Here is a 20737-nt window from a genome sequence, read left to right on the forward strand (position 1 = left end):
TGTGCGCGGGCGGTGCCGCGGTGACGCTGCCGATCGCCTCGGCTCGGGGCACGTGGCGCTGGGTTCGCGGTGCGCTCGGCCGGCGGCGGCTCGAGGTCGCCGGCACCCTCGCCGTCGGGCTGGCCGGGGCGGCCGCCGCGATCGTGCCGGTCTCCGCGCTCGGCGTGCTCGTCGACCGCGTCCGGGCCGGCGCCTCCCCGTCGGCCCTTGCCGTCATCGGGGCGGTCATCGGCGCCGCCGCGCTGGGCGCCGGGCTCACGGCCGGGCTCGCCGCCTACCTCGTCGCGCGGACGGGCGGCCGGCTGCTGGCCACCCTGCGCGAGGCCACCGTCGAGCGCGCCCTGCGGCTGCCGTCCGCCACCCTCGAACACGCGGGCCGCGGCGACCTGCTCGCCCGAGTCGGCCCCGACGTGGCGGCCGTGCACCGCGTGGTGTCCGAGATCCTCCCGACCATGATCAACTCGGTGCTCCTGGCGGTGCTCAGCCTCGCCACCATGGCCGGGATCGACTGGCGCCTGGGCCTGGCCGCCGCCGTTTCCCTGCCCCTGTACGTCCTGGGCCTGCGCTGGTACCTCCCGCGCTCGGCCCCGGGCTACCGTCAGCAGCGCATCGCGATCGCCGACCGCGCCCGGCTGCTGGTCGAGAGCATGCTCGGCCGTGCGACGGTGCACGCGTACCGGCTCGAGGAGCGCCACCGCCGCGGCATCGACGCGGCCTCGGCCCGCGCGCGCGACGTCGAGTACTCGGTGTTCAAGCTCTTCACCCGGCTCGTCGGCCGCGTCAACCGGGCCGAGTTCGCCGGGGTCCTGGCGATCGTGGTCGCCGGGTACTTCCTGGTGCGCGCCGGCCACGTGACCGTCGGCGAGACCGCGGCCGCGGCCGTGCTGTTCCACCGCCTGTTCAACCCGATCGGCGGCCTGCTCTTCAGCGCCGCGGACATCCAGGCGGCGGGCGCGGCCCTGGCCCGCCTGGTCGGCGTGCTCGAAGTCCCGATCGCCCGCACTGCCACTGCCACTGCCACTGCCACTGCCGCTGCCACTGCCGCTGGCGGCGCCCACGCTGCCGCCACTTCCGCTGGCGACGCCCGCACTGCCGACGCTGGCACTGCCGGCGCCCGCGCTGGCGATGTTGATGCCCGCCTTGTTGCAGTTGACGCTCGCGGTGTTGACGTCAAGGTCCGGGCTGGCGATGGCGATGGCGATGGCGATGGCGACGCTGCTGTGGTTGACCCTCGCGCAGTGGAGGTTGACGCCCGCGATGGCGACGGTGACGGTGACGCCAGCGTTGCTGTGGTTGACCCTCGCGCAGCGGAGGTTGACGTATGCGCTGGCGATGGTGACGCCCGTGTGGTTGCGGTTGACCCTGGCGCAGCCGAGGTTGACGTATGCGCTCGCGATGGTGACGCCCGCGTTGGCGATGTTGATGCCCGAGCTGTTGATGTCCGCGTCGTTGGGGTTGACGCTCGTGCCGGCGATGTTGACGAGCTGCATTCTGCTCATGTTGGCGCCGTCAATGTTGATTTTCGTCAAGTCGGGTTGATGCTGCGCGACGTCACGTTCGCGTACGACGACGGCACCGATGTCCTGCACGGCGTCACGCTGCACGTCGCCCCCGGCACCCGGGTCGCGCTCGTCGGGTCGACCGGCGCGGGCAAGTCGACGCTGGCCGCGATCGCCGCCGGCCTGCTGCACCCGCGCTCCGGCACCGTCACCGTCGGCGGCCACCCGCCCAGCACCGCGCGGGTCGCGGTCGTCACCCAGGAGACGCACGTCTTCGCCGGGCCGCTGGTCGAGGACCTGCGCCTGGCCCGTCCGGGCGCGACTGACGCCGAAGTGGCGGCGGCGCTGGCCACCGTCGACGCGCTCGACTGGGCCCGCGACCTGCCCGAGGGCCTGCGGACCGTGGTCGGCGAGGGCGGCCACCCGCTCACCGCCGCCCAGGCCCAGCAGCTGGCCCTGGCCCGGGTCGTGCTCGCCGACCCGCCCGTCGCCGTGCTGGACGAGGCCACCGCGGAGGCGGGCAGTCTCGGCGCCCGCCACCTGGAGACCTCGGCCCTGGCCGCGACCGCGGGCCGTACGACGCTCGTCGTCGCGCACCGCCTGACCCAGGCCGCGACCGCCGACCGCATCGTCGTGCTCGACGGCGGCCGGGTCGTCGAGGAGGGCACCCACGCCGAGCTGGTCGCGGCCGACGGCGCCTACGCCCGCCTCTGGCGAGCCTGGGAGACGCGCTGACCCGACCGTCCCGCACCCCGCGCCGCGAGGCGGACCGTCACGCGCCCGCGTTGGGAGGCGGACCGTCACGCGCCCGCGTTGGGAGGCGGGCCGTCACGCGCCCGCGTCGGGAGCCGGGCCGACATGCGCCCGCGTCCGGAGGTGGGCCGACACGCGCCTGCGTCGCGAGGCACGTCGACACGCGGCGCCGTCATCGAGGTACGGGCCGACATGCGCCTGCGTCGCGAGGCAGGCTGCCCCTCGCCCACGTCGGGAGCCCGCGGGGCCCGACCAGGCCGGCTGAGTCTCTGAGCAGGCAGGGAGACCAGCTGAGCCGAGCAGAGCGCACCCAGGAATTCTGCACGCAGCGCGAAGGGATGTTTACCGAACACGGGATGCGATAAGGGACTCTCGTGTTCCTGTGTCCGGTCGTCGAGGACTATCCGCTCGCGATTCTCAAGCCCAGCGGGCTCCTCGAGCGTGCCACCGCGCCGCGGCTGCGCAAGGCGCTGCACAAGGCGCTCACCGCCCGGCCCGAGGTGGTGCTCCTCGACGCGGAGCGGCTGCGGGCCGAGGACGACCTCGAGCTCGCCGTGCTCGCGGTGCTGCGGCGCAGCTGCGAGGGGGCGGGCGTGGCGCTCGTCGTGTGCGGGGCGCCGCCGGAGCTCGCCGCCCGGCTCGCGCGGGTGGCGGTGTGCCGGCACCTGGCCACGGCGCCGTCCGTCGCGGCGGTGCTGGACGGGCGCGTGGGCCGGCCGGCCCCGTCGCGCCGCCACGCGTTCCTGCTCCCGCTGTCCTCGTCGGTGGCGCAGGCGCGGGCCGTCGCCGAGGACGCCTGCACCGCGTGGGGCGTGGCCGAGATCGCCGGGCCGGTGGTCATGGTCACCGGGGAGCTGGTCACGAACGCGGTCCGGCACGCGCGGACCGAGATCGGGTTCTCCGTCGAGCTCGGCCGCTACTACGTGGTCATCGCCGTGCGCGACGGCAGCCCCACGCTCCCGCGGCGGCGCTGCCCGGATCTCGAGACCGGCGGGCACGGGCTGCTCATCGTCGAGGGGATGAGCGCCTCCTGGGGCAGCGCGCCGACCGTCACCGGCAAGATCGTGTGGGCCACCGTACGGCGGCCGAGGAAAATTGATTGATTCGCCTGCAACGGGGTATGGGCCTGGCCGTCACACCACTTGATCACTTCGAGGGAGCCCTCGTGTCCTATATTGTTCAGTCCGACAGCGTTCTGGCCAGCACCGCCGCCGAACTGCTCGCCCGGCACGCCGTCGGGGCCGCCAACGGCATGTGCCCGGCCTGCGGCTGGGCCGCTCCCTGCCCGGCCGCCCGCCACGCGGACTCGGTCCTGGCGGCCACGCCCGCTACGGATCCGGTGGCGGAGGCCGCCTGAGGCCCGCGGCCAGGACCCGGCGGCGCGCGGCAGGGCTTCGGCGATGAAGAGGTCCAGCAGCGCGATCTTCGTCCTGGCAGCCGCACCCGCCGCGGAGCCGCCCGCGCAATCCCCGCCGTGGAGCCGCCCGCGCAAGCCCCGCCGTGGAGCCGCCCGCGCAAGCCCCGCCGCGGAGCCGGTCGCGGAACGCCGCCGCGGAGCGGGTGGCGCAAGCCCTGCCACGCGGCCGGTTGCGGAAACGCCGCCGGGGAGCCGGTGGCGCGCAAGCCCCGCTGCGGAAGCGGCCTGAGTCTGCGGCTAGGAGCCGGCGGCGCGCAGCAGGGCCTCGGCGATGAAGAGGTCCTGCAGCGCGATGCCCGAACTGTCGAAGACCGTGATGTCCTCCGGCTCCACGCGGCCGATCGCCCGCCCGGTGAGCACGTCGCCGATCGCGGTGACGTCCAGCCCCGCGGCGTGCTGGAACTCGCCGATGCGGCGGGACTGGGCCGGCAGGTCGCAGTACAGCCGCGCGTTGTGCAGCAGCGAGGGCGGCAGCTCCTGCTTGCCGACGGCGTCGGAGCCCATGCTCGCCACGTGCGTGCCCGGGCGCACCCACTCGGCGTCGAAGAGCGGGGCGGTCGCCGTCGTGGCCGTGACGATGATGTCGGCGCCGAGGCACGCCTCGCGGGCCGGCGTCACGGTGCCCGGCAGCCCGCGCGCGGCCAGGCGCTCGACGAACGCGGCGCCGCGCTCGGCGGTGCGGGCGACGACCAGGATCGACGCGATCGGCCGCACGCGCGCGAGGGCGGCGCACTCGTAGAGGGCCTGGTGGCCGGTGCCGAACACGGCCAGGGTCGCGGCGTCGGGGCGGGCCAGGACGCTCGCGGCGACCGCGTCGGCGGCGGCCGTACGGTAGGCGTTGACCGTCCCCGCCTCCACGACGGCGGCGATGCGCCCGGCGTCCTGGTCGAACAGCAGCACCACCGAATTGTGGCGCGGCTCGCTGTCCGGCCAGTAGCTGCCCACCTTCAGGCCCGCCAGGGTCTGCGACGCGGCCGACTTGACCGTGAACCGGTTGCGGGGGTCGGAACCGTGGGCCAGTACCGCCGGAAACACCTCGGCCCGGTCGTCGACCGCGGCGACGAGCGCCTCGCGGGCCGCCGCGAACGCGAGGTCCTCGTCGATCAGGGCGGCGGACTCCGCCTCGGACAGGAAGATCACGGTCACCATCCTCGCACTCGGGGCCACTCGGCCTGGATCGTCCGCGAGCCGGGCTCGAGGACGTGGTACCGCTCGTGCTGCGCCGCCGTCGCGCACGCGTGGATCGGCAGGACGCGCACCCGCGCGCCGACCGGGATGGCGGGCAGCTTCGCGGCGCTGCCCGGGCGGATGGCGAGGATCCCGTGCTCCTGGCTCGCGTCGGTCATGAGCAGGTCCTCGAAGGGGTTGCCGTCGAGATCGGCGACGAGGCCGTACGCCTGGTCGACCCGCTGCCGCGCGGTGCCGCGGTCGCGCGAGGTGGCCATCCAGCCGCCGTCGGTGAGAATCCAGCCCTTGTCCGGCTGGTGCCCGATCACGGTGACGACGACGCAGAGTGCGAGATCCGCGTGGGTGCACACCCCGATGCCCGCCATCACGAGGTCGAAGAAGACGAAGTTGCCGGCCCGCACCTCGGTGACGCCGCGCAGGTCGGTCGCGAAGTGCGCGGTCGGGGTCGAGCCCACGCTCACCACGGGCGCCGCGAACCCCGCCGCCCGCAGGCGTCCGGCCGCCTCGACGGCGACCGCCCGCTCGTGCTCGGCCGCGGCCCGCAACTGCTCGTCGCCGTCGGCGAAGTAGGACTCGCCGGCGTGGGTCAGCACCCCGCGCGGCTCGCCGAGGGTCTTCGCGATGTCCAGCAGCGCCGGGTCGTCGGGCCGCACCCCGCCGCGGTGCCCGTCGCAGTCGATCTCGATCAGCGCCGGGAGCCCGGCCACGGCCGCGGCCTGCTCGACGCTGTCGAGCAGCACGGTGAGCTCGACGCCGTTCGCCCGCAGCGCCCGCACGCGGTCGAGCTTGTGCGGCGCGATGCCGACGGCGTAGAGGATGTCGGTGAAGCCGGCCGCGGCGAACGCCTCGGCCTCCGCGAGCGTCGACACGGTGACCGGTCCCGGCCCCCCGCCGTGCACCATGCGGGCGACCTCGACCGACTTCGCCGTTTTCACGTGCGGGCGCAGCGGTACGCCGAGCCGCTCGAGATGCGCGCGCAGCCGCCGCACGTTCGCCTCGACGCGGTGCGGGTCGAGGGCCGCGAACGGGGTCTCGGGATCGTCCAATGTGGTCACTGCTGGGCCTCTCTGCGGCACTCGGCCAGATCTGCGTACACGGCGGAGCGGGACACCCCGAGCCGGTCGGCGACGCGCGGGACGGCGTTGCGGACGCGGAACACCCCCCGCTCGTCCAGCGCGCGCAGCAGGGCGATGCGCTCGCCGCGCCCGAGCCCGGCCGCGGGCCGGCCGCGTGCGAGCTCCTCCGCGCGCACGAGCGCGTCGACGACATCCTCGAAGTCGTTGGTGAACGTGGTCGCCGGGGTCTGCGGCGGCAGGGTCCCGGCCAGGGCGGCCAGCAGATCGCCGGCCTGGCGCAGGGCGGTCACGTCCACGTTCACGCACAGCGCCCCGAACACGCGCCCGTCCCCGTCGCGCAGCGGCATCGTCGAGGACTTCACGATCCGGCCGTCCCCGGTGCGCGAGACGTAGTTGAGGTCGTTCCCGGCCGCGTCGCCCTGGGCGAGCACGGCCAGCCCGATCTCGCTCAGGGCCCCGCCGACGGCGCGCCCGGTGACGCTGCCGGCGACGGCGACCACGGAGCGCTCGCCGAGCCGGTAGTCGTGCAGCACGACCTCGCACGTCGGCCCGAACGTGGCGGCGATCCCGTCCACGACCGGCCGCAGCGCGCTCAGGATCGCGTCGGCCCCCGCTGTCACGCCGCCTATAGTAAACGTCCAGAGCCTGGACAGAAAGTCCGCCACTCGCCGGGCTTCGGCCGGCGTGATGGTCCGCACGTGATGGGTCCGCAAGCCGCGCACCGCATGACATCGGGCCCCGTCGTGGCGGCGACGAGGCCCGATGCGCCTGCGGATCAGCCCAGCCGGAACTGCTGGGCCGCGGTGGTGTTGCAGTCCCAGATGCGCAGCAGGTCGCCCGCCTGCTGGCTGTTGTTCGGGTCGTCCAGGCAGCGCCCCGACGGCGGGTTGTAGAGCGTCCCGTCGGCGCGGGTGGTCCACTGCTGCGAGCCCGTGCCGTTGCAGTCCCACAGCTGCACCGCCGTGCCGTTGGCGGTGCCGCCGTTGACCACGTCGAGGCACTTGCCCAGCGCGCGCAGCGACAGGTCACCGGGGGCCGACCAGCGCTGGGCGTCGCTGCCGTTGCAGGTGTAGAGCTGCACCGCGGTGCCCGAGGCCGGCGACGCGTCGGCGACGTCGGCGCACAGGCCGCCCGGGCCGGTGACCGCGCCCGGCGGCAGCTTCCACAGCTGGGCGCCGGAGCCGTTGCAGGCGTACATCTGCAGCTGCACCGCCCCCGGCGTGGTGTTCGAGTTCGGCACGTCGAGGCACTGCCCGCCGTTGGTCAGCGCGCCGTTGGACTGGTGCGACCACTGCTGCGCGGCCGCGCCCGAGCACGTGCTGATCGTGACGCCGGCCCCGGCGGTGAGGCACTTGCCGAGCACCCGTACGGTGTTGTCGGCGCCGTAGGCGAACGTCTGGGCGGCGGTGTGGTTGCAGCCGTACAGCTGCATCGCCGTGCCGTCCGCCGACGCCCCGCCCCGCACGTCCAGGCACAGGCCGCCGGCGCCGAGAACCTCCCCGGCGGTGGGGTTGGCGGTGGCCGAGCCGGACAGCGAGACGGTGTGCTGGGCGTTGAGCGCCAGCGCGGCCGTCGTGACCGTGACCGTGCGCTGGTTGGCGTTCCACGACCACGCCGTCTCCGGGACCTGCACCCCGTCCACGCTCACGGCGGTGGGCGCGTTCGCGTTCGACAGGCGCAAGGTGTACTGCCGCGACGCCGGCGCCCCCGTGAAGGTGCCCGTCTGCGCGCCGACGGTGAGGGTGCGCGACGCCTCGCTCCAGCTCAGCGGGGCGCTCGCCGAGGCCGTCGGGGTGCCCTCGCCCGCGTCGGAGTAGAGCGAGAAGGCCCCGTCGGCCCCCGCGGCCACGTTCACGGTCAGCTGGGTCAGCGGCCGCTGCCCGGCGTTGTCCACGTAGTCGGTGCGGGTCGGCAGGATGCCGCCCGACCTGATGAGCACCGGCATCCGCGACAGCGGCGCGGAGACGGTCACCGTCGACGGCCCGGTGTAGACCTGGCCGGTGAAGTAGTCGGTCCACGTGCCCGGCGGCACCCACATCGAGCGGGAGCCGGAGCTGCTCACGATCGGCGCGACGAGGACGTTGTCGCCGTAGAGGTACTCGGTCGGGTTCGTGTACGCCTCGGTGTTCGCCGGATAGTTGAGGTACAGCGGGCGCGTGATCGGCACCCCCGTGGTGTTCGCCTGCTGGGCCAGCGTGTAGGTGTAGGGCACCAGCGCCTCCCGCAGCCACAGGAAGCTCTCCGCGCTCGCGGCCGCCGCGCCCGTGTAGTTCCACGGCAGCCGGTCGCCGTGGTCGGAGTGCAGCCGGTCGACCGGCTGGAAGGTGCCCAGCTGGACCCACCGCGCGTACAGGTCGTCGGCGAGGTGCCCGCCGTGGAAGCTGCCGATGTCGTGGCTGACGTTGGAGAAGCCGGCGGCCGCCAGGTCCGGGGTGAACCGGGCCTCGAACGCCAGCATGTCCCACGTCGCCGGGGTGTCGCCGGTGAACTGCATCGTGTTGCGCCGCTCGGCCCACGGCCCGGCCGCGAAGCTGGAGTCGTCGTTGCCGTACTCCGCGCCGCCGATGCGCCCGAAGGAGAACCCGCGCAGCCCCCGCGCCGCCGCGGCGTCCGCGTAGGCCTGGTTGATCCAGGTGTCGGCCGAGACGTGCGCGTTCGACGCGATCGAGGCGCCGCACGACGTGCAGTAGTCCAGCCACCACGTGCGCACGCCCTGCTGCTCGAACGGCTTGTGCAGGTTCATGTACGCGCTGAGGTGCGCCGGCTTCGACCAGTCGAAGACGTAGTTGCCGCCGTCGGGGATCAGCCCGCCCGCGGTGCTGTTGGCCGCGGCGAACTTCGGGTCGTTGCCCGCGATGCTCGTGTGGACGTTCAGCGAGACGTCGAGGCCCTGCTGCTTCGTCCAGTTCAGGAAGGCCTGCGGGTCCGGGAACAGCGACGCGTTCCAGTTCCAGCCGTTCCACTGGCTCGGCGACTTCCAGTCGGTGTCGACGACGAGCCAGTCGATCGGGGTGAACGTGCCGCGGAAGGCGGGCAGCAGTGTGTTCTGGTAGTCGGCGGTGCTGTAGGCGAAGTAGCGGGAGTACCAGACGCCGTACGCCGACCGGGGCAGCAGCGCCGAGCCGCCGGTGAGCGCGTTGAGGTCACGCAGGCCCTGCTTGTAGTTCTGCCCGTAGCCGAAGAAGTAGCCGTCCTGGTACGGCTGGCCGCCGTGCCCGGGCCGGTCGCTGAGCACGTGCGCGGCGCTGAACAGGGCGGTCCGGGAGTCGTCGAGCAGGTACCAGCCGGATCGCGCGAGCATGCCCGGGTGCTCGGGGACGGGGAGCACCCTGGGGTTGTCCAGCGAGCGAGACCAGCCGCCGAGGGCGTCCTTCGGCCCGGCCCCGTAGGCGGTGGTGAGCAGCGCCGTGGAGGCGGCCGGGAACGCCGTGGTGCCGGTGGGCGTCAGCGCGATGCTGTCGATGTTCACGTGCCCCGAGTCGGAGGCGTTCTGCGCCACGGTGACGGTGCTCGTGCCGGCGGGCAGGCTCACGGTCGCCGACGTGGTGCCCCAGGTGTCCCAGCTGCCGGTGGCGGGCAGGCTCAGCTGCGGCCCGGCCGTCGTGCCGACCCGGGTCGACAACGTGCGCGTGGTGCTCTGCCCGTCGCCGCCGGTCGCGTTGGCGTAGCGCACCTGCAGCCGGTAGCTGCCGGCCGCGGGCACGCCGCTGACGTCGACCGCGATCCCGGAGCCGGTGGCCTCGATCCCGGCCGCGAACGCCGAGCCCGTGTAGCCGGTGTGGTCGTACGCGGGCGTCGCGCGCCCGGTGAGCAGCGCGTTCTCGGCCTCGCAGGCGGTGTTCCACGCGCAGTAGGAGGGGAACGCGGGCTGGGCGGTCACCCCGGTGGACAGCGCGACGGAGGTGTTCGCGGCGGTGAAGGCGCCGCTGCCCTGCTTGTAGCGCAGGGTCAGCGCGCCGGTGCGGATCTCGCGGTACCCGTCCGGCGTGGCGGTCGTCGTGTACGACGGCACCGGGAAGTTCCGGTTGACCACGTTGAACGTGGTCGCGTCCTGGAAGGCGCCGTCGCCGGCGTATTCGAGGCGGATGAGGGTCGGGGTGAGCACCTCGAAGCGGGCGTTGCCATCGGTGACGACGTTCGTGGCGGCCTGGGCGGGCGCGGCCGGCGCGAGCGGGACGAGTGCCCCGGCGAGCAGCGCGAGCGCGGCGGCTCGGGGCAGGAGGCGGCGGTTGGGCACGGATACCTCACAGGGCAGCACTGAGCGGATGCTGTCCCTCACTCCACTGCGTCGTAACTAAAGTTGTCAATACGTGTTATGGGAAATGTTGACAGAACGCCCTCCCGTGTTGCCTCCGCCGCCGCGAGACCGAGCGCTCAGCGCCAGTACCACTTCTGGTTGCTCTTGCCGTTGCACGGCCACAGCTTCACGGCACTGCCCGGCGCGGTGTTCTCCCCGAACACGTCCGCGCACTTGTCGGCCTGCGTGTCCACCAGGTCGTTGGAGCCGTTCAGGCGCCACTGCTGGGCCTGGTTGCCGTTGCACTTCGCCACCTGAATCGTGGTGTAGTCGTCGGTCGAGGCCCAGGCGGCGTCCATGCACAGCCCGACCGAGCGGATCGTGCCGTCCGGCGCGGTCTCCCAGTGCTGCACCGCCGAGCCGTCGCACCGGGCGATCGTCAGCGCCGCGCCGTCCTTGCCCGAGTTCGCGCTCAGGCACAGCCCGGACTGCACGCCGACGATCGCGCGGCCCGGGATCGTCGGCGCGGCGGCGGTCGTGGCGGCCGCGGGCGGCTTGACCCCCGCGGCGCCGGCCGTGTTCGCCGGGGCGGCCTTGGCCGGGCTGCCACCCGTCGTCTTCGGCTGCTGCGTGGTCGCCGCGGGCTGCCCGGCGGCCGACTGCACGGGCGCGGCGGAAGGGGCCGGCGAGCCCGGGGCCACGCTCGGGGACGTCTGCGACTCGGTGACCGCCGCGGGGAAGACATACTGCGGGTCCGCGACCCGCGGACGGTCCGGCGAGGGCCAGCGCAGCTGCAGCGGTACCGCCACCAGCACCGCCAGCGTCGCCAGCCCCCCGGCGGCGATCCACACCCGCCGGTCCGGCAGCAGCCCGCGGGCCGCGGTCGCGGGCTTGCGCGCGTAGGCGGCCGCGAAGGATTCCTCAGACTGGGGCACGGTCGCTCCTCACAGAAGGCAGGTCCTCGGGCCGCAGCAGCACGAGGTCGTCGGGGCCGGCGCCGTCGAGCTCGGCGACGCGCTGCGCCTGCCGCTCGGTCAGCTCCTGGAACACCTGGCGCGCGAGGCGGCCGTTGCCGAAGCCCTCGCCGCGCGGCAACGCGTCGAAGTAGGCGGCGAGCCCCTCCGCCGCGGGGACGGTCAGCTCGTAGCGGTGCTCGCCGGCCTGGTGCTCGACGATCGCCACCAGCTGGGTGGTGTCGTAGTCGTCGAAGTGCAGCGTGCGGGTGAACCGGGAGGCGAGGCCCGGGTTCGCCCCGACGAACCGGGTCATCTCGTCCGGGTAGCCGGCGACGATCACCACCACGTCGTCGCGGTGGTCCTCCATCATCTTCACGAGCGTCGCGATCGCCTCGTGGCCGAAGTCGTCGCCGAAGCGGGGGACGAGGGAGTACGCCTCGTCGATGAACAGCACCCCGCCGAGCGCCCGGGTGACGGCGGCGGCGGTCTTCGGGCCGGTGTGCCCGACGTACTCGCCGACGAGCGCGGAGCGGTCCACCTCCACGAGATGGCCTCGGCGCAGCAGGCCCAGCGCCTTGAGCAGCCGGCCGTAGAGGCGCGCCACGGTCGTCTTGCCGGTGCCGGGGTTGCCGGCGAACACGAGGTGGCGGCTCAGCGGCGGCGCCGGCAGCCCGGCCTCCTGGCGCATCCGCACCGTCTGCATGAGCTTCACCAGCGTGTGCACGTCGCGCTTGACCCGGTCGAGGCCGACCAGCACGCCGAGCTCGCCGAGCAGGTCGTCCAGGCTCTCCTCGACCGGCTCCGCGTCGGACTCGGCGACCGGCCGCTCCGGCGCGCCGGCGGCCTTGGTCAGCGGCACGGCGTCCGGCCGCCCGTCGAACGTCGCCGTGGCGCGCTCGCCCACGTGGATGGCGGTGAAGCCGGGCTCGGTGATGCGGCAGTCCTCGTAGGTGCCCCCGGCGTCGTCGGCGACGTAGAGCCCGTTCTTGGCCACGCCATGCACCCGCAGCCCCGACACGGCCGGCTTCGCGCCCGTCCACACCACCAGGCCGGAGCCGCCGCCCCCGGTGACCGTGGCGCCGTCGATGCGCACCTCGGCCGGGCTGTCCACGACGATCCCGGCGGCGCCCGCGTCGCGGACCGCGACCTCGGCCAGGGTGGCCGCGCCGGCCCCGGTGACCTCGAAGCCGACCCGGGCCGGGCGCACCACCGTGCAGTTGCGCACGGTCGCGGCCGCGGCCGAGGCAAGCCGCAGCCCGATGTCGGCGCCGTCGACCCGGCAGCCGTCGGCGCTCAGCCGCGCCTTGCCGGCCGCGTGCACCCCGCTCATGGCCAGGTCCGACAGGTCGCAGCCGGACAGCTCGACGGCCGCGTCGTCGGCCGCGTGCACGCCGTGCTCAGCCCCGCGCACCACCCGGCACCGCTCCAGCCGCAGCCGGGCCGCGCCGGCGCCGTGGACCGCGCCGAAGGCGGAGCCGACGAGGTGGCAGCCGGTCAGCAGGGCCTTCGCCGAGCCGGTGACGAGCAGCGCGTTGGCCCCGGCGTCGCGCACGGTGCAGTCCTCGGCGACGAGCTCGCCGTCGTCGGCGACGACCAGGCCGCTCGCGCCCGGGCCGGTGATCCGGCACTCGGTGAGCCTCGCCCGGGCGGCCCCGTTGACCTGCACGGCCGCGGAGCCGGCGGCGGCGATGCTGCTCTGCTCGGCCAGCGCGGTCGCGGCGTCCTCCAGCAGCAGCCCGGTGCGCCCGGCCCGGTCGATGCGGCAGTCGGCGAGGGCCAGCCGGGCGGTGCCGCGCAGCCGGATCGCGGAGCCCTCGGTGCCGTGCAGCCGCAGCCGGGTCGCCGCGAACTGCGCGTCGCCGGAGAGCACGACCCCCGCGCCGTCGCCGATGCGCACGTCGGTGGCCTCGGCCCGGGCCGGCCCGACCAGATGCAGCGCGGCGCCCGCGGCCCCCTCGATCGCCCCGCCGGTGAGGGCCAGCGCGGCCGGGCCCCGGGCCTCGACGCGCCCCTGGCGGACGCGGACGTCCTGCAGCACCAGCCCGCCGCTGTCCACGACGGACACCAGCGGCCGGGACGGGTCGGTGCCGGCGATCGTGAACCCGTGCACCGCGCAGTCCGCGGCCGCCACCGTCAGGGCCGGCTCGGTGCCGGCCGGGGCCAGCTCGACGCTGCCGGCCCCGGCCTCGGGGCGCAGCGTCACCGGCCGGTCCAGCCGCAGCGTCTCGGCGTAGCGGCCCGGGGCCACGGCGACGGTGTCACCGGGCGCGGCCGCCCGCAGGGCCGTGGCCAGGTCGCGATGGGCTCCGCGGCGGCCGGGGGCCACCAGATGTACCGTCACGGCCATCCTCCGGGCTGGTAGTACCACGGGTTGACGCTGGGCCGGAACGCCTTGAGCAGCTCCGAGGTGACGACCTTCTCGACGATCTTCCAGGGCAGCTGGAAGCCGAACTCGGCCAGGCCCTGCCGGTGGAACGCCCGCCCGCCCAGCCCCGCGTTGAACAGCGTCTTGCCGATCGTCGTGGTGACCGCGCCGGTGATGCCCGACGCGGCCGCGAGCAGCCCGTCGAACGCGGCCGCGCCGCCAGAGAGATAGATCGTGTCGCCGTCCGCGTTGGTGATGCCGAAGACCGAGGCGTTCATGGCGCCGTTGACGAAGCCGGTGAGCCCGGCGACCGGGACGTTGAACGCGAAGTCATAGGTGCCGCCCCGCCAGCGGGTCGCCGTTTCGTTCCCGGCCCACTCGTTGCTCCAGTGCTTGTCGTGGTTGAGCGGTTTGCGGAACCAGGCCTTGCCGCCGTCGATGTTCGCCAGGCCGGCCTTGAGGTCGGCGGTGCGCTGCATCGGCCCGAACCGGTTCTCGTGCATCACCGACCCGACGGCGCTCTTGACCGCCGAGCCCACGGCCGCGTTCGCGAACGCCTTGAGCGCGTCCTGGCCGTTGAACTGCTTGCCCGCGATGGCGTCGACGATCGCGTTGACCACCAGGTTGGCCGCGAACTCGAGCAGGAACTCCTGGGCGAACTCCAGCGCGATCTTCTGGGCGGCGTGCTGCCAGTACGGCTTGTACAGCGCCTCGTTGAGGTTGCCGACGTGCAGCTCGCCGCCCCAGGCCATCCGGTTGCTCTCGCGGATGCGCCGGTTCCAGCCCCGCACCTGCGACGCCCAGCCGCGGTAGTCCAGCTCCCGCCCGGCGAGGTCGAGGCCGCGCCCGAGGCCGGGCACGTGCACCCAGCCGGCGTCGTCGCGCCTGGCCACGATGGTGCCGGCCGCGTCGTACTGCCGCCACTGCCCCCGCCACGCGTCCTTCTCGATGAAGCCGACCCCGGGCAGCGGCTTGCGCTCCCGGACGACGGCTCCCATGTCGAACTCCTTCCACACGCCGAGGTCGCCGCCCCGGTACTCGCGCACCCTCAGCACATCCGCGGCGGGAACGTCACGGACCAGGGTCGGGCCGGTCAGGTCCCGGAACCTCGTGGCGCCCGGCGACCACTCCGCGTGCCAGGCCCGGCCGTTCCACCACTCGCGGCCGGCCCCGAGCGGCGCGGTGACGTTGCCGTGGCGGTCCACCCGGTGCCAGTGCCAGGTGTGGCCGCCCGCCGCGTTGTCGACCCGCCACGCGTCGACGTACGCGCCGCCGTCGAGCATCCGCCGCTCCCGCACCAGCACGTCGACGCCGTTGACCCGCTGGAAGTCGCGGAACGAGTCGTCGAACGTGGTGTGCGGGCCGTTGAAGTTGCGGCCCCAGTCGCGGGTGCCGCTGTTCGTGCCGTCGGTCCACGTCCAGCGCCGCGTCGTCGCCCCGCCCGTCGCCTCCACGTGCACGGTCCCGCCGCCGGGGGCCATCGTGGGGAACTCGTCGCAGCGGCCGACCACGACACCGTGGATGTCGCGCTGCACCCACGGCCGGCCCACACCCTCGAACGCGTCGATCCGCGACGCGAACCCGCCGCCCGCCGCACCCGCGGCCGGCGGGCGCTGGAACTCCCGGATCGAGCCGTCCGCGTAGCCGGCCCGGGCGACCCGGTAGTCGTTGTTGAAGGCGTACCAGTCGCCGGCCGTGACGAAGCGGTCCTCCCACACCCGGCCGTCCGCGTGGACGCCGCGGCCGAAGGACACCCGGTAGCCGCTGAGGTTGCCGGCCCCCTCGGACCACGGGACGTGCAACGGATTGCGGGCCGCTCCGGCCGGGAGCGGGACGACGTCGTGCCCGACGGTGAGCGTGTTGCCGTGCTCCAGCTTGCCGGTGTACCGCACGAAGCGCCCGTCCCGCCCGACGTCGTACGCGGCCTCGCTCATCGACACGAACCGGAACCCGTCGGTGCGCACGGCGCCCGGGTCCATGCGCGTCCACGTGAACACCTGGAACTTCGTGTCGGTGCGCAGGAACTGGTTCTCGTGCAGCCGGAACACGCCGCCCGGGATGCCCGCGAGGAACCGGCGCGCCCAGTGCGGCGGGCGCTGCTCGGACCAGCGGGCCGTCTCCAGCGTCGAGCCGTTCGGCAGGTTCTGCAGCTTCCCGGCGTCCTTGCCGTGCGGCGACTGCGACTTCCACGTCGCCGCCGGGGCCCCGCCCGCGAGGTCGTACTCCTTGTACATCCCCGCGCTGTCCGGCCCGTGCCACGGCCCGTGCTGCCGCTGCGCGATCGCCCCCGGCGCGCCCCCGGCCCCGGGCGCCATCCGGTCGGTCCACCCGCCGTCGCGCTCGACGGTCCGCACGCCGCTGCCGAGTTCCGCGCCGTGCTGGTCGACCCGCGTCCAGCGCCACTGGCCGAGCGCGTCGCGGGTCGCGATGACCTCGCCGCCGCCGAGGCTCTGCCGGATCGCGTGCGACGGGGTGCCGGTGTGGCTCACGTCCCGCCACGACACCGCCGAGTTGTCGAAGCGCCGCACGCCGTGGTCGACGAGCGTCCCGGTCTGGTCGAACTTGGCCCACTGGGGCCGCTGCCCGCCGCGCAGGTCATTGCCGACGGTGCGGAACACGTCGAGGGTCTGGTTCGCGCCCGGCACCGGCCGGCGGTGGAACATCTCCGCCCCGGTGTCGGTGAGCAGCTTCACGCGGCCGTTGACGGCACCGGCGAAGTCGGCCGTGCCGCGCTGGAACGGCCCCGGATTGACCACCGGCGCCCCGTTCTCGTGCAGCCGCCAGGTCCCGTTCGGCACGTCGGCGACGAACTGCCGGACGGTCGGCCGCCCGTCGCGCAGCACGTTGAACGACTGCGCGGTGACCGCGCCGTCGGGGTTGTGGACGCGGTACTCCCCGTTGTGCAGCCCGCGCGTGTCGGTGACCCGGAAGTCGTTGCCGGCCAGCCGCTGCACCCGCAGGTGCGGGATCTGCGCCCCGGTGACCGCGTGCTCGGCGTGCCAGCCGCCACCGACCGGGTTGACGAGGAGATGCTCGACGTTGCCGGCGAGGTTGTCGGCCCGGACCCCGACGTGCGTGAGGGTGCCGTTGATGTCGAAGCGTTCGAAGTGCGCGACGTTGGTGAGGTTGTCGACCTGGAACCCGCCGGCGTGGGGATTCGACCGGAAACCGGCCGGCACCTCGAGGTACGGCTCCCCGCCACCCTGTGGCGTGACGTGGGACCAGCCGGGGTGCCCCTGGATCGGGCGGCCGGTGTGGGTGAGGGTGCCGTTGATGTCGAAGCGTTCGAAGTGGCCGGGGTTGGTGAGGTTGTCGACCTGGAACCCGCCGCCGGCGTGGGGGTTGGCTTGGAAGCCTGCGGGGACTTCGAGGTGTGGCTGGCCGCCGCCGTGGGGGGTGACGTGGGACCAGCCGGCGTGGTTCTGGACGGGGCGGCCGGTGTGGGTGAGGGTGCCGTTGATGTCGAACCGCTCGAAGTGCGCGACGTCGGTGAGGTTGTCGACCTGGAACCCGCCGGCGTGGGGATTCGACCGGAAACCGGCGGGGACTTCGAGGTGTGGCTGGGCGCCCGTCGGGGTGACGTGCGACCAGCCGGCGTGGCCCTGGACGGGGCGGCCGGTGTGGGTGAGGGTGCCGTTGATGTCGAACCGCTCGAAGTGGCCGGGGTTGGTGAGGTTGTCGACCTGGAACCCGCCGCCCGCGTGGGGGTTGGCCTGGAAGCCGGCGGGGACCTCGAGGTGCGGCTGGGCGCCCGTCGGGGTGACGTGCGACCAGCCCGCGTGGCCCTGGACCGGGCGGCCGGTCGCGAGCAGGTTGCCGACGTCGTCGAACCGGCGGAACTCCTCGCCCCGGATCATGTCGGTGACCTGGAAGCCCCCGTCGCCGTGGGCGACCGCCACGTACTCCGGCCGCCCCACTCCGCCGGCGTCGACGACCCGCAGCGACTCGACGTTGCCGACCGTGTGGATCTCGATGCGCAGGTCCGACGCCGAGCCGTGCACGTCGCGCATCGGCACGTGCGGGTCGAACGGCTCCGGGGCCATCTTGGAGAACGGCTGGCCGCCGCCGAGGAGGCGGGGCCGGGCCCTGACCGACTCCGCGGTGATCTCGGCGATGCGCAGGTCCATCGTCACCGGGTCGATGCCGAGGGTCTTCAGGTCGCGGGCGATCCGGTCGACGCGGGTGATGGCGGCCGCGTACGTGCGCTCGGCCCGCACCTCCACCGCCGTCGGGCCGCGGGAGGAGCCGCCGGGGCGGTCCATGATGTCGTTCCAGGTCTGCTCGACCCGGCCGAGCTCGTTGCGGGCGCGGGTGTACGCGGCCCAGGTCTCGATCTTCTTCGCCCGCAGCGGGTCGTCGGCGCCGCCGAACAGCTCGCCGATGCGGTCGCTGTCGCGGCGCCAGGCGCCCTCGATGCCGCCGCCCGGCAGGCTGACCGTCTTGCCGGGGCTGCCGGCCGAGTGGATCGCGTTGTCCAGGCCGGTCTCGGCCCGCGCCAGGCGCCCGCCGAGCTGGGTCTGCACCAGGCCGGCGACGGCGGTCGCGCCGATCGGGTCGAGGGTGGCCCCGGTCTGGACGCCGGTGCCGGCGTTGTGGGCCGGGTTGACGACGGTGGGGGTGCGTTCCGCGGTCTTCGGGCCGGCGGTGACGGGCGCGGCCACGACGAGGTCGTCCACCTTCGGCGCCCCGGCCACGTGCGCGGGAGCGACGTTGCCGGTGTGGACGGTGGCCACGTCGGCCGTGCGGACGGTGGAGACGGTGTTCGCCGTGTGCACGGCCGGAGCCTGGACCGCCGGCGTGTGCTCGACGGGGGCCAGGTTGACGTGGACCGGCGGGGGAGTCGCCGCGATGTGGGCCGTGGTGTCGACCGTGTGGGTGATCGTCGGCGTGTTGACCAGGTGGGTGACGGGAGCCGGCGGGGTCGTCGTCGCCAGGTGGGTGACCGGTGCGGGCGGTGCCGTCGAGGCCACGTGGGTCACCGCCGCAGGCGTGACGATCGCGTTGACCGCGGGCGCCTCGACGTGGACCGCCGGGGTGTCCAGGTGGCGGGTCACCGAGCCGAGGTCCATGGACACGTGCTGGGCGTTGATGGCCAGGCTGGTGTGGTCGGCGATGCGGCCGCCGGCGCCGTTGAGGGCCGACGTCGGGGCGCCGTTCATGAGGTGCAGGGACGGCGGGGAGACCGCGGCCGAGCCGAGGGCGTCGATCGCGTGCACCGGGGCCGGCGGGACGGCGCCCGTGTGCAGGGCGCCGACGTTGCCCAGGCCCGGCACGTCCAGGTGCGGGGCCTGCAGGTGCGGCGGGTTGAGGTGGTTCGCGCCGTTGACGAGCTGGTTGACGTGCACGCTGGGCAGGTCGAGGGCGTGCAGGGTGGTCGCGCCGTTGGCCGTGGCGTTGAGGTGCAGGCCCGGCAGGTCCAGCGCGTGCAGGGTGCTCGTGCCGGCGGTGTGGGCCGGCGGGGTGAGGTGCAGGCCGGGCAGGTCGAGGGCGTGGACCGTGCTGGAGATCGCGGTGCCGCCGGCCAGGTGGGCGACCGTCGGGGGCTGCAGGTGTACCGCCGAGGAAATCCCGGTGATGTGGTCCACGTTGGCCAGGACCGGGTTCACCGCCCGCTCGGCCCAGGCCTCGACCCGCACCTTCGAGATCGTGTCCATCGGCGAGAGCAGCAGCGCGTCGAGGTTGCGCACCGCGTCCCCGCTGAAGTGCAGCGAGTCGCCGAACGAGGTCGGGATGTGCATGCTCGGCGGGTTCATGCCGAGGTGACCGAGCCCGCCGAAGCCGGTCAGCTTCGGCATCTGCAGGCGCGGCGGCACGGCCAGGTCTCCGGCCCGCACCTCGGCGAGCTTGATCGACGGGAGGTCGACCCCGCGCTCGGGCAGCACCGGGTGCGGCTTCGGCAGCCCGAAGATGTGCTTGCCGAGCACGCCGCGGTCCCACACCGCGAGCTTCGTCGCCTGCCACACGCCCAGGTGCAGCTCGTCGGCCTCGGCCGGCAGGAACAGCCGCAGCCACCTGTTGCCGCCGAACTCGCGCTGCAGGAACGTCCACGTCGAGCTGCCGAACTTGGCCAGGAACCCGGGGATCCCTGCCACGACGTTGCCGATGCCCTTGACGCCGTTGACGACGATCAGGCCGCCCTTGCCCAGGGTCGTGGCCATGAACGAGGGCAGGTCCTTGATCCCGGCCTGCACCCACAGCCCGGCGCCCTTCACCCAGCTGCCGCTCAGCGCGACCATGTCGTGCAGGCCCGGGAACAGCACGAACGGGTGCGAGATGATGCCCTTGAAGGTGTTGCCGAAGAACTTGAACACCGCGAACGCGCCGGCCTTGAGCCCGTTCCAGGCCAACTGCGCGCCGGTCTTGATGAGCTGGAAGATCGGCACCGCCCGCGTGGTCGGGGCCAGGATGCCCAGCGCCGACAGGAAGAACTCCAGCGCCGAGGCCTTACCCTGCGCGAAGTCGACCGCCGTCTTGATGAACAGCACCATGTTGACGCCGAGCGCGACGAGCGCGATCGGCCCGCCGAACACGAGGGCGGGCAGGATCAGCGCGATCGCGAGCCACTTGAAGATCTCCCAGAACTCCTCGCAGCCGGAGACGGGCTGCTTGATGTGCTCGTAGGCGTCGACGATCTTGTTCGAGGCGGTGGTCGCGGCGTCGGACACGGCGGTGCCCGCGTTCCTGGCGGTGTCGGTGAACCCCTGCCGGCTCGGGTCGTCCTCGGCGAGGTTGCGCGCCTGGCTGAGCGCGTTGTCGGCGCGCCACTGCTGATCGCGCAGGGTCGAGTTGTACGTCGTGAGCGCCGTCACCGACCACTCGAACGCCTCGGCGAGGCTCTGCACGAACCCGCGGAGCCGGTCCGAGATCTTCTCCCGCAGCGCGTCGGCGGTCTGCCCGACGAACGCGTTGGGCCCGGCGGTCTCGAGCACCGCGGCCAGCCCGTCGTCGACGTCGCGCGCGACCTGCCCGAGGTCGCGGATGGACGCGATGACCTCGTCGATGCGGCCCGGGTCGCCCGGCGTCGGGTCCGATCCGAGGCCGACCTTGTCCCAGTCGGTCGGGCGAGCCACGGCCTCGCCTCCTTCGCATGTGCTCCCGGGTTGTCCGGCCTCGCCTCGACCACGATCGAGGGGCCGCTCCGGTTCACGCCCGCGCCGGGGAAATCACGGCCCGGGCGTCGCCATGCGGGCAGCGGCCCCGGCGAGCGCGTTCCGCCAGGCCCCGTGGGCGACCGCGGCGACGTACC

General features: G+C 74.1%; 10 protein-coding genes. 3 read left to right on the top strand and 7 right to left on the bottom strand.

Annotated elements, in window-relative coordinates; translation table 11 throughout:
* Positions 1–20: 20 nt before the first annotated feature.
* The 3 genes from ACQP2P_RS23025 (at position 21) to ACQP2P_RS23035 (ending at position 3609) form a co-directional block, all read left to right on the top strand.
* The gene (locus ACQP2P_RS23025) at positions 21–2234 is read left to right on the top strand and encodes an ABC transporter ATP-binding protein (protein ID WP_433603972.1); all 2214 of its coding nucleotides are present in this window, start codon (positions 21–23) and stop codon (positions 2232–2234) included.
* Positions 2235–2626: 392 nt separating this feature from the next.
* The gene (locus tag ACQP2P_RS23030; protein ID WP_433603973.1) at positions 2627–3355 is read left to right on the top strand and encodes an STAS domain-containing protein; all 729 of its coding nucleotides are present in this window, start codon (positions 2627–2629) and stop codon (positions 3353–3355) included.
* 62 nt (positions 3356–3417) lie between these two features.
* A complete protein-coding gene (locus ACQP2P_RS23035; protein WP_433603974.1) occupies positions 3418–3609 on the top strand; it encodes a hypothetical protein in 192 nt (63 codons plus the stop codon).
* Between the two features lie 297 nt (positions 3610–3906).
* Here the strand turns inward: ACQP2P_RS23035 and ACQP2P_RS23040 are convergent, their stop codons facing one another.
* The 7 genes from ACQP2P_RS23040 to ACQP2P_RS23070 form a co-directional block, all read right to left on the bottom strand.
* Entirely contained in the window at positions 3907–4818 is a 912-nt protein-coding gene (locus ACQP2P_RS23040) for an ornithine cyclodeaminase family protein (RefSeq protein WP_433603975.1), read from the bottom strand.
* Positions 4812–5912 (bottom strand): alanine racemase, encoded by a 1101-nt coding sequence (locus ACQP2P_RS23045; RefSeq protein ID WP_433603977.1) that lies wholly within the window; start codon positions 5910–5912, stop codon positions 4812–4814. The genes ACQP2P_RS23040 and ACQP2P_RS23045 overlap by 7 nt, the downstream gene beginning before the upstream one ends.
* Positions 5909–6553 (bottom strand): helix-turn-helix transcriptional regulator, encoded by a 645-nt coding sequence (locus ACQP2P_RS23050; protein WP_433603978.1) that lies wholly within the window; start codon positions 6551–6553, stop codon positions 5909–5911. The genes ACQP2P_RS23045 and ACQP2P_RS23050 overlap by 4 nt, the downstream gene beginning before the upstream one ends.
* A 155-nt stretch (positions 6554–6708) precedes the next feature.
* Positions 6709–10191: a ricin-type beta-trefoil lectin domain protein gene (locus tag ACQP2P_RS23055; RefSeq protein WP_433603979.1), complete on the bottom strand. Its 3483-nt coding sequence runs from the start codon at positions 10189–10191 to the stop codon at positions 6709–6711.
* A gap of 116 nt (positions 10192–10307) precedes the next feature.
* Positions 10308–11105 (bottom strand): ricin-type beta-trefoil lectin domain protein, encoded by a 798-nt coding sequence (locus ACQP2P_RS23060; protein ID WP_433603980.1) that lies wholly within the window; start codon positions 11103–11105, stop codon positions 10308–10310.
* Entirely contained in the window at positions 11092–13467 is a 2376-nt protein-coding gene (locus ACQP2P_RS23065) for a right-handed parallel beta-helix repeat-containing protein (RefSeq protein WP_433603981.1), read from the bottom strand. Before ACQP2P_RS23065 ends, ACQP2P_RS23060 begins: the two co-directional genes overlap by 14 nt.
* On the bottom strand, positions 13464–20561 hold the full coding sequence (locus ACQP2P_RS23070) for a hypothetical protein (RefSeq protein WP_433603982.1): 7098 nt from the start codon (positions 20559–20561) through the stop codon (positions 13464–13466). Before ACQP2P_RS23070 ends, ACQP2P_RS23065 begins: the two co-directional genes overlap by 4 nt.
* Between the last annotated feature and the right edge of the window lie 176 nt (positions 20562–20737).

The sequence above is a fragment of the Dactylosporangium sp. CA-139114 genome (genome assembly GCF_050955725.1).
In the GTDB taxonomy this organism is placed as follows: Bacteria; Actinomycetota; Actinomycetes; order Mycobacteriales; family Micromonosporaceae; genus Dactylosporangium.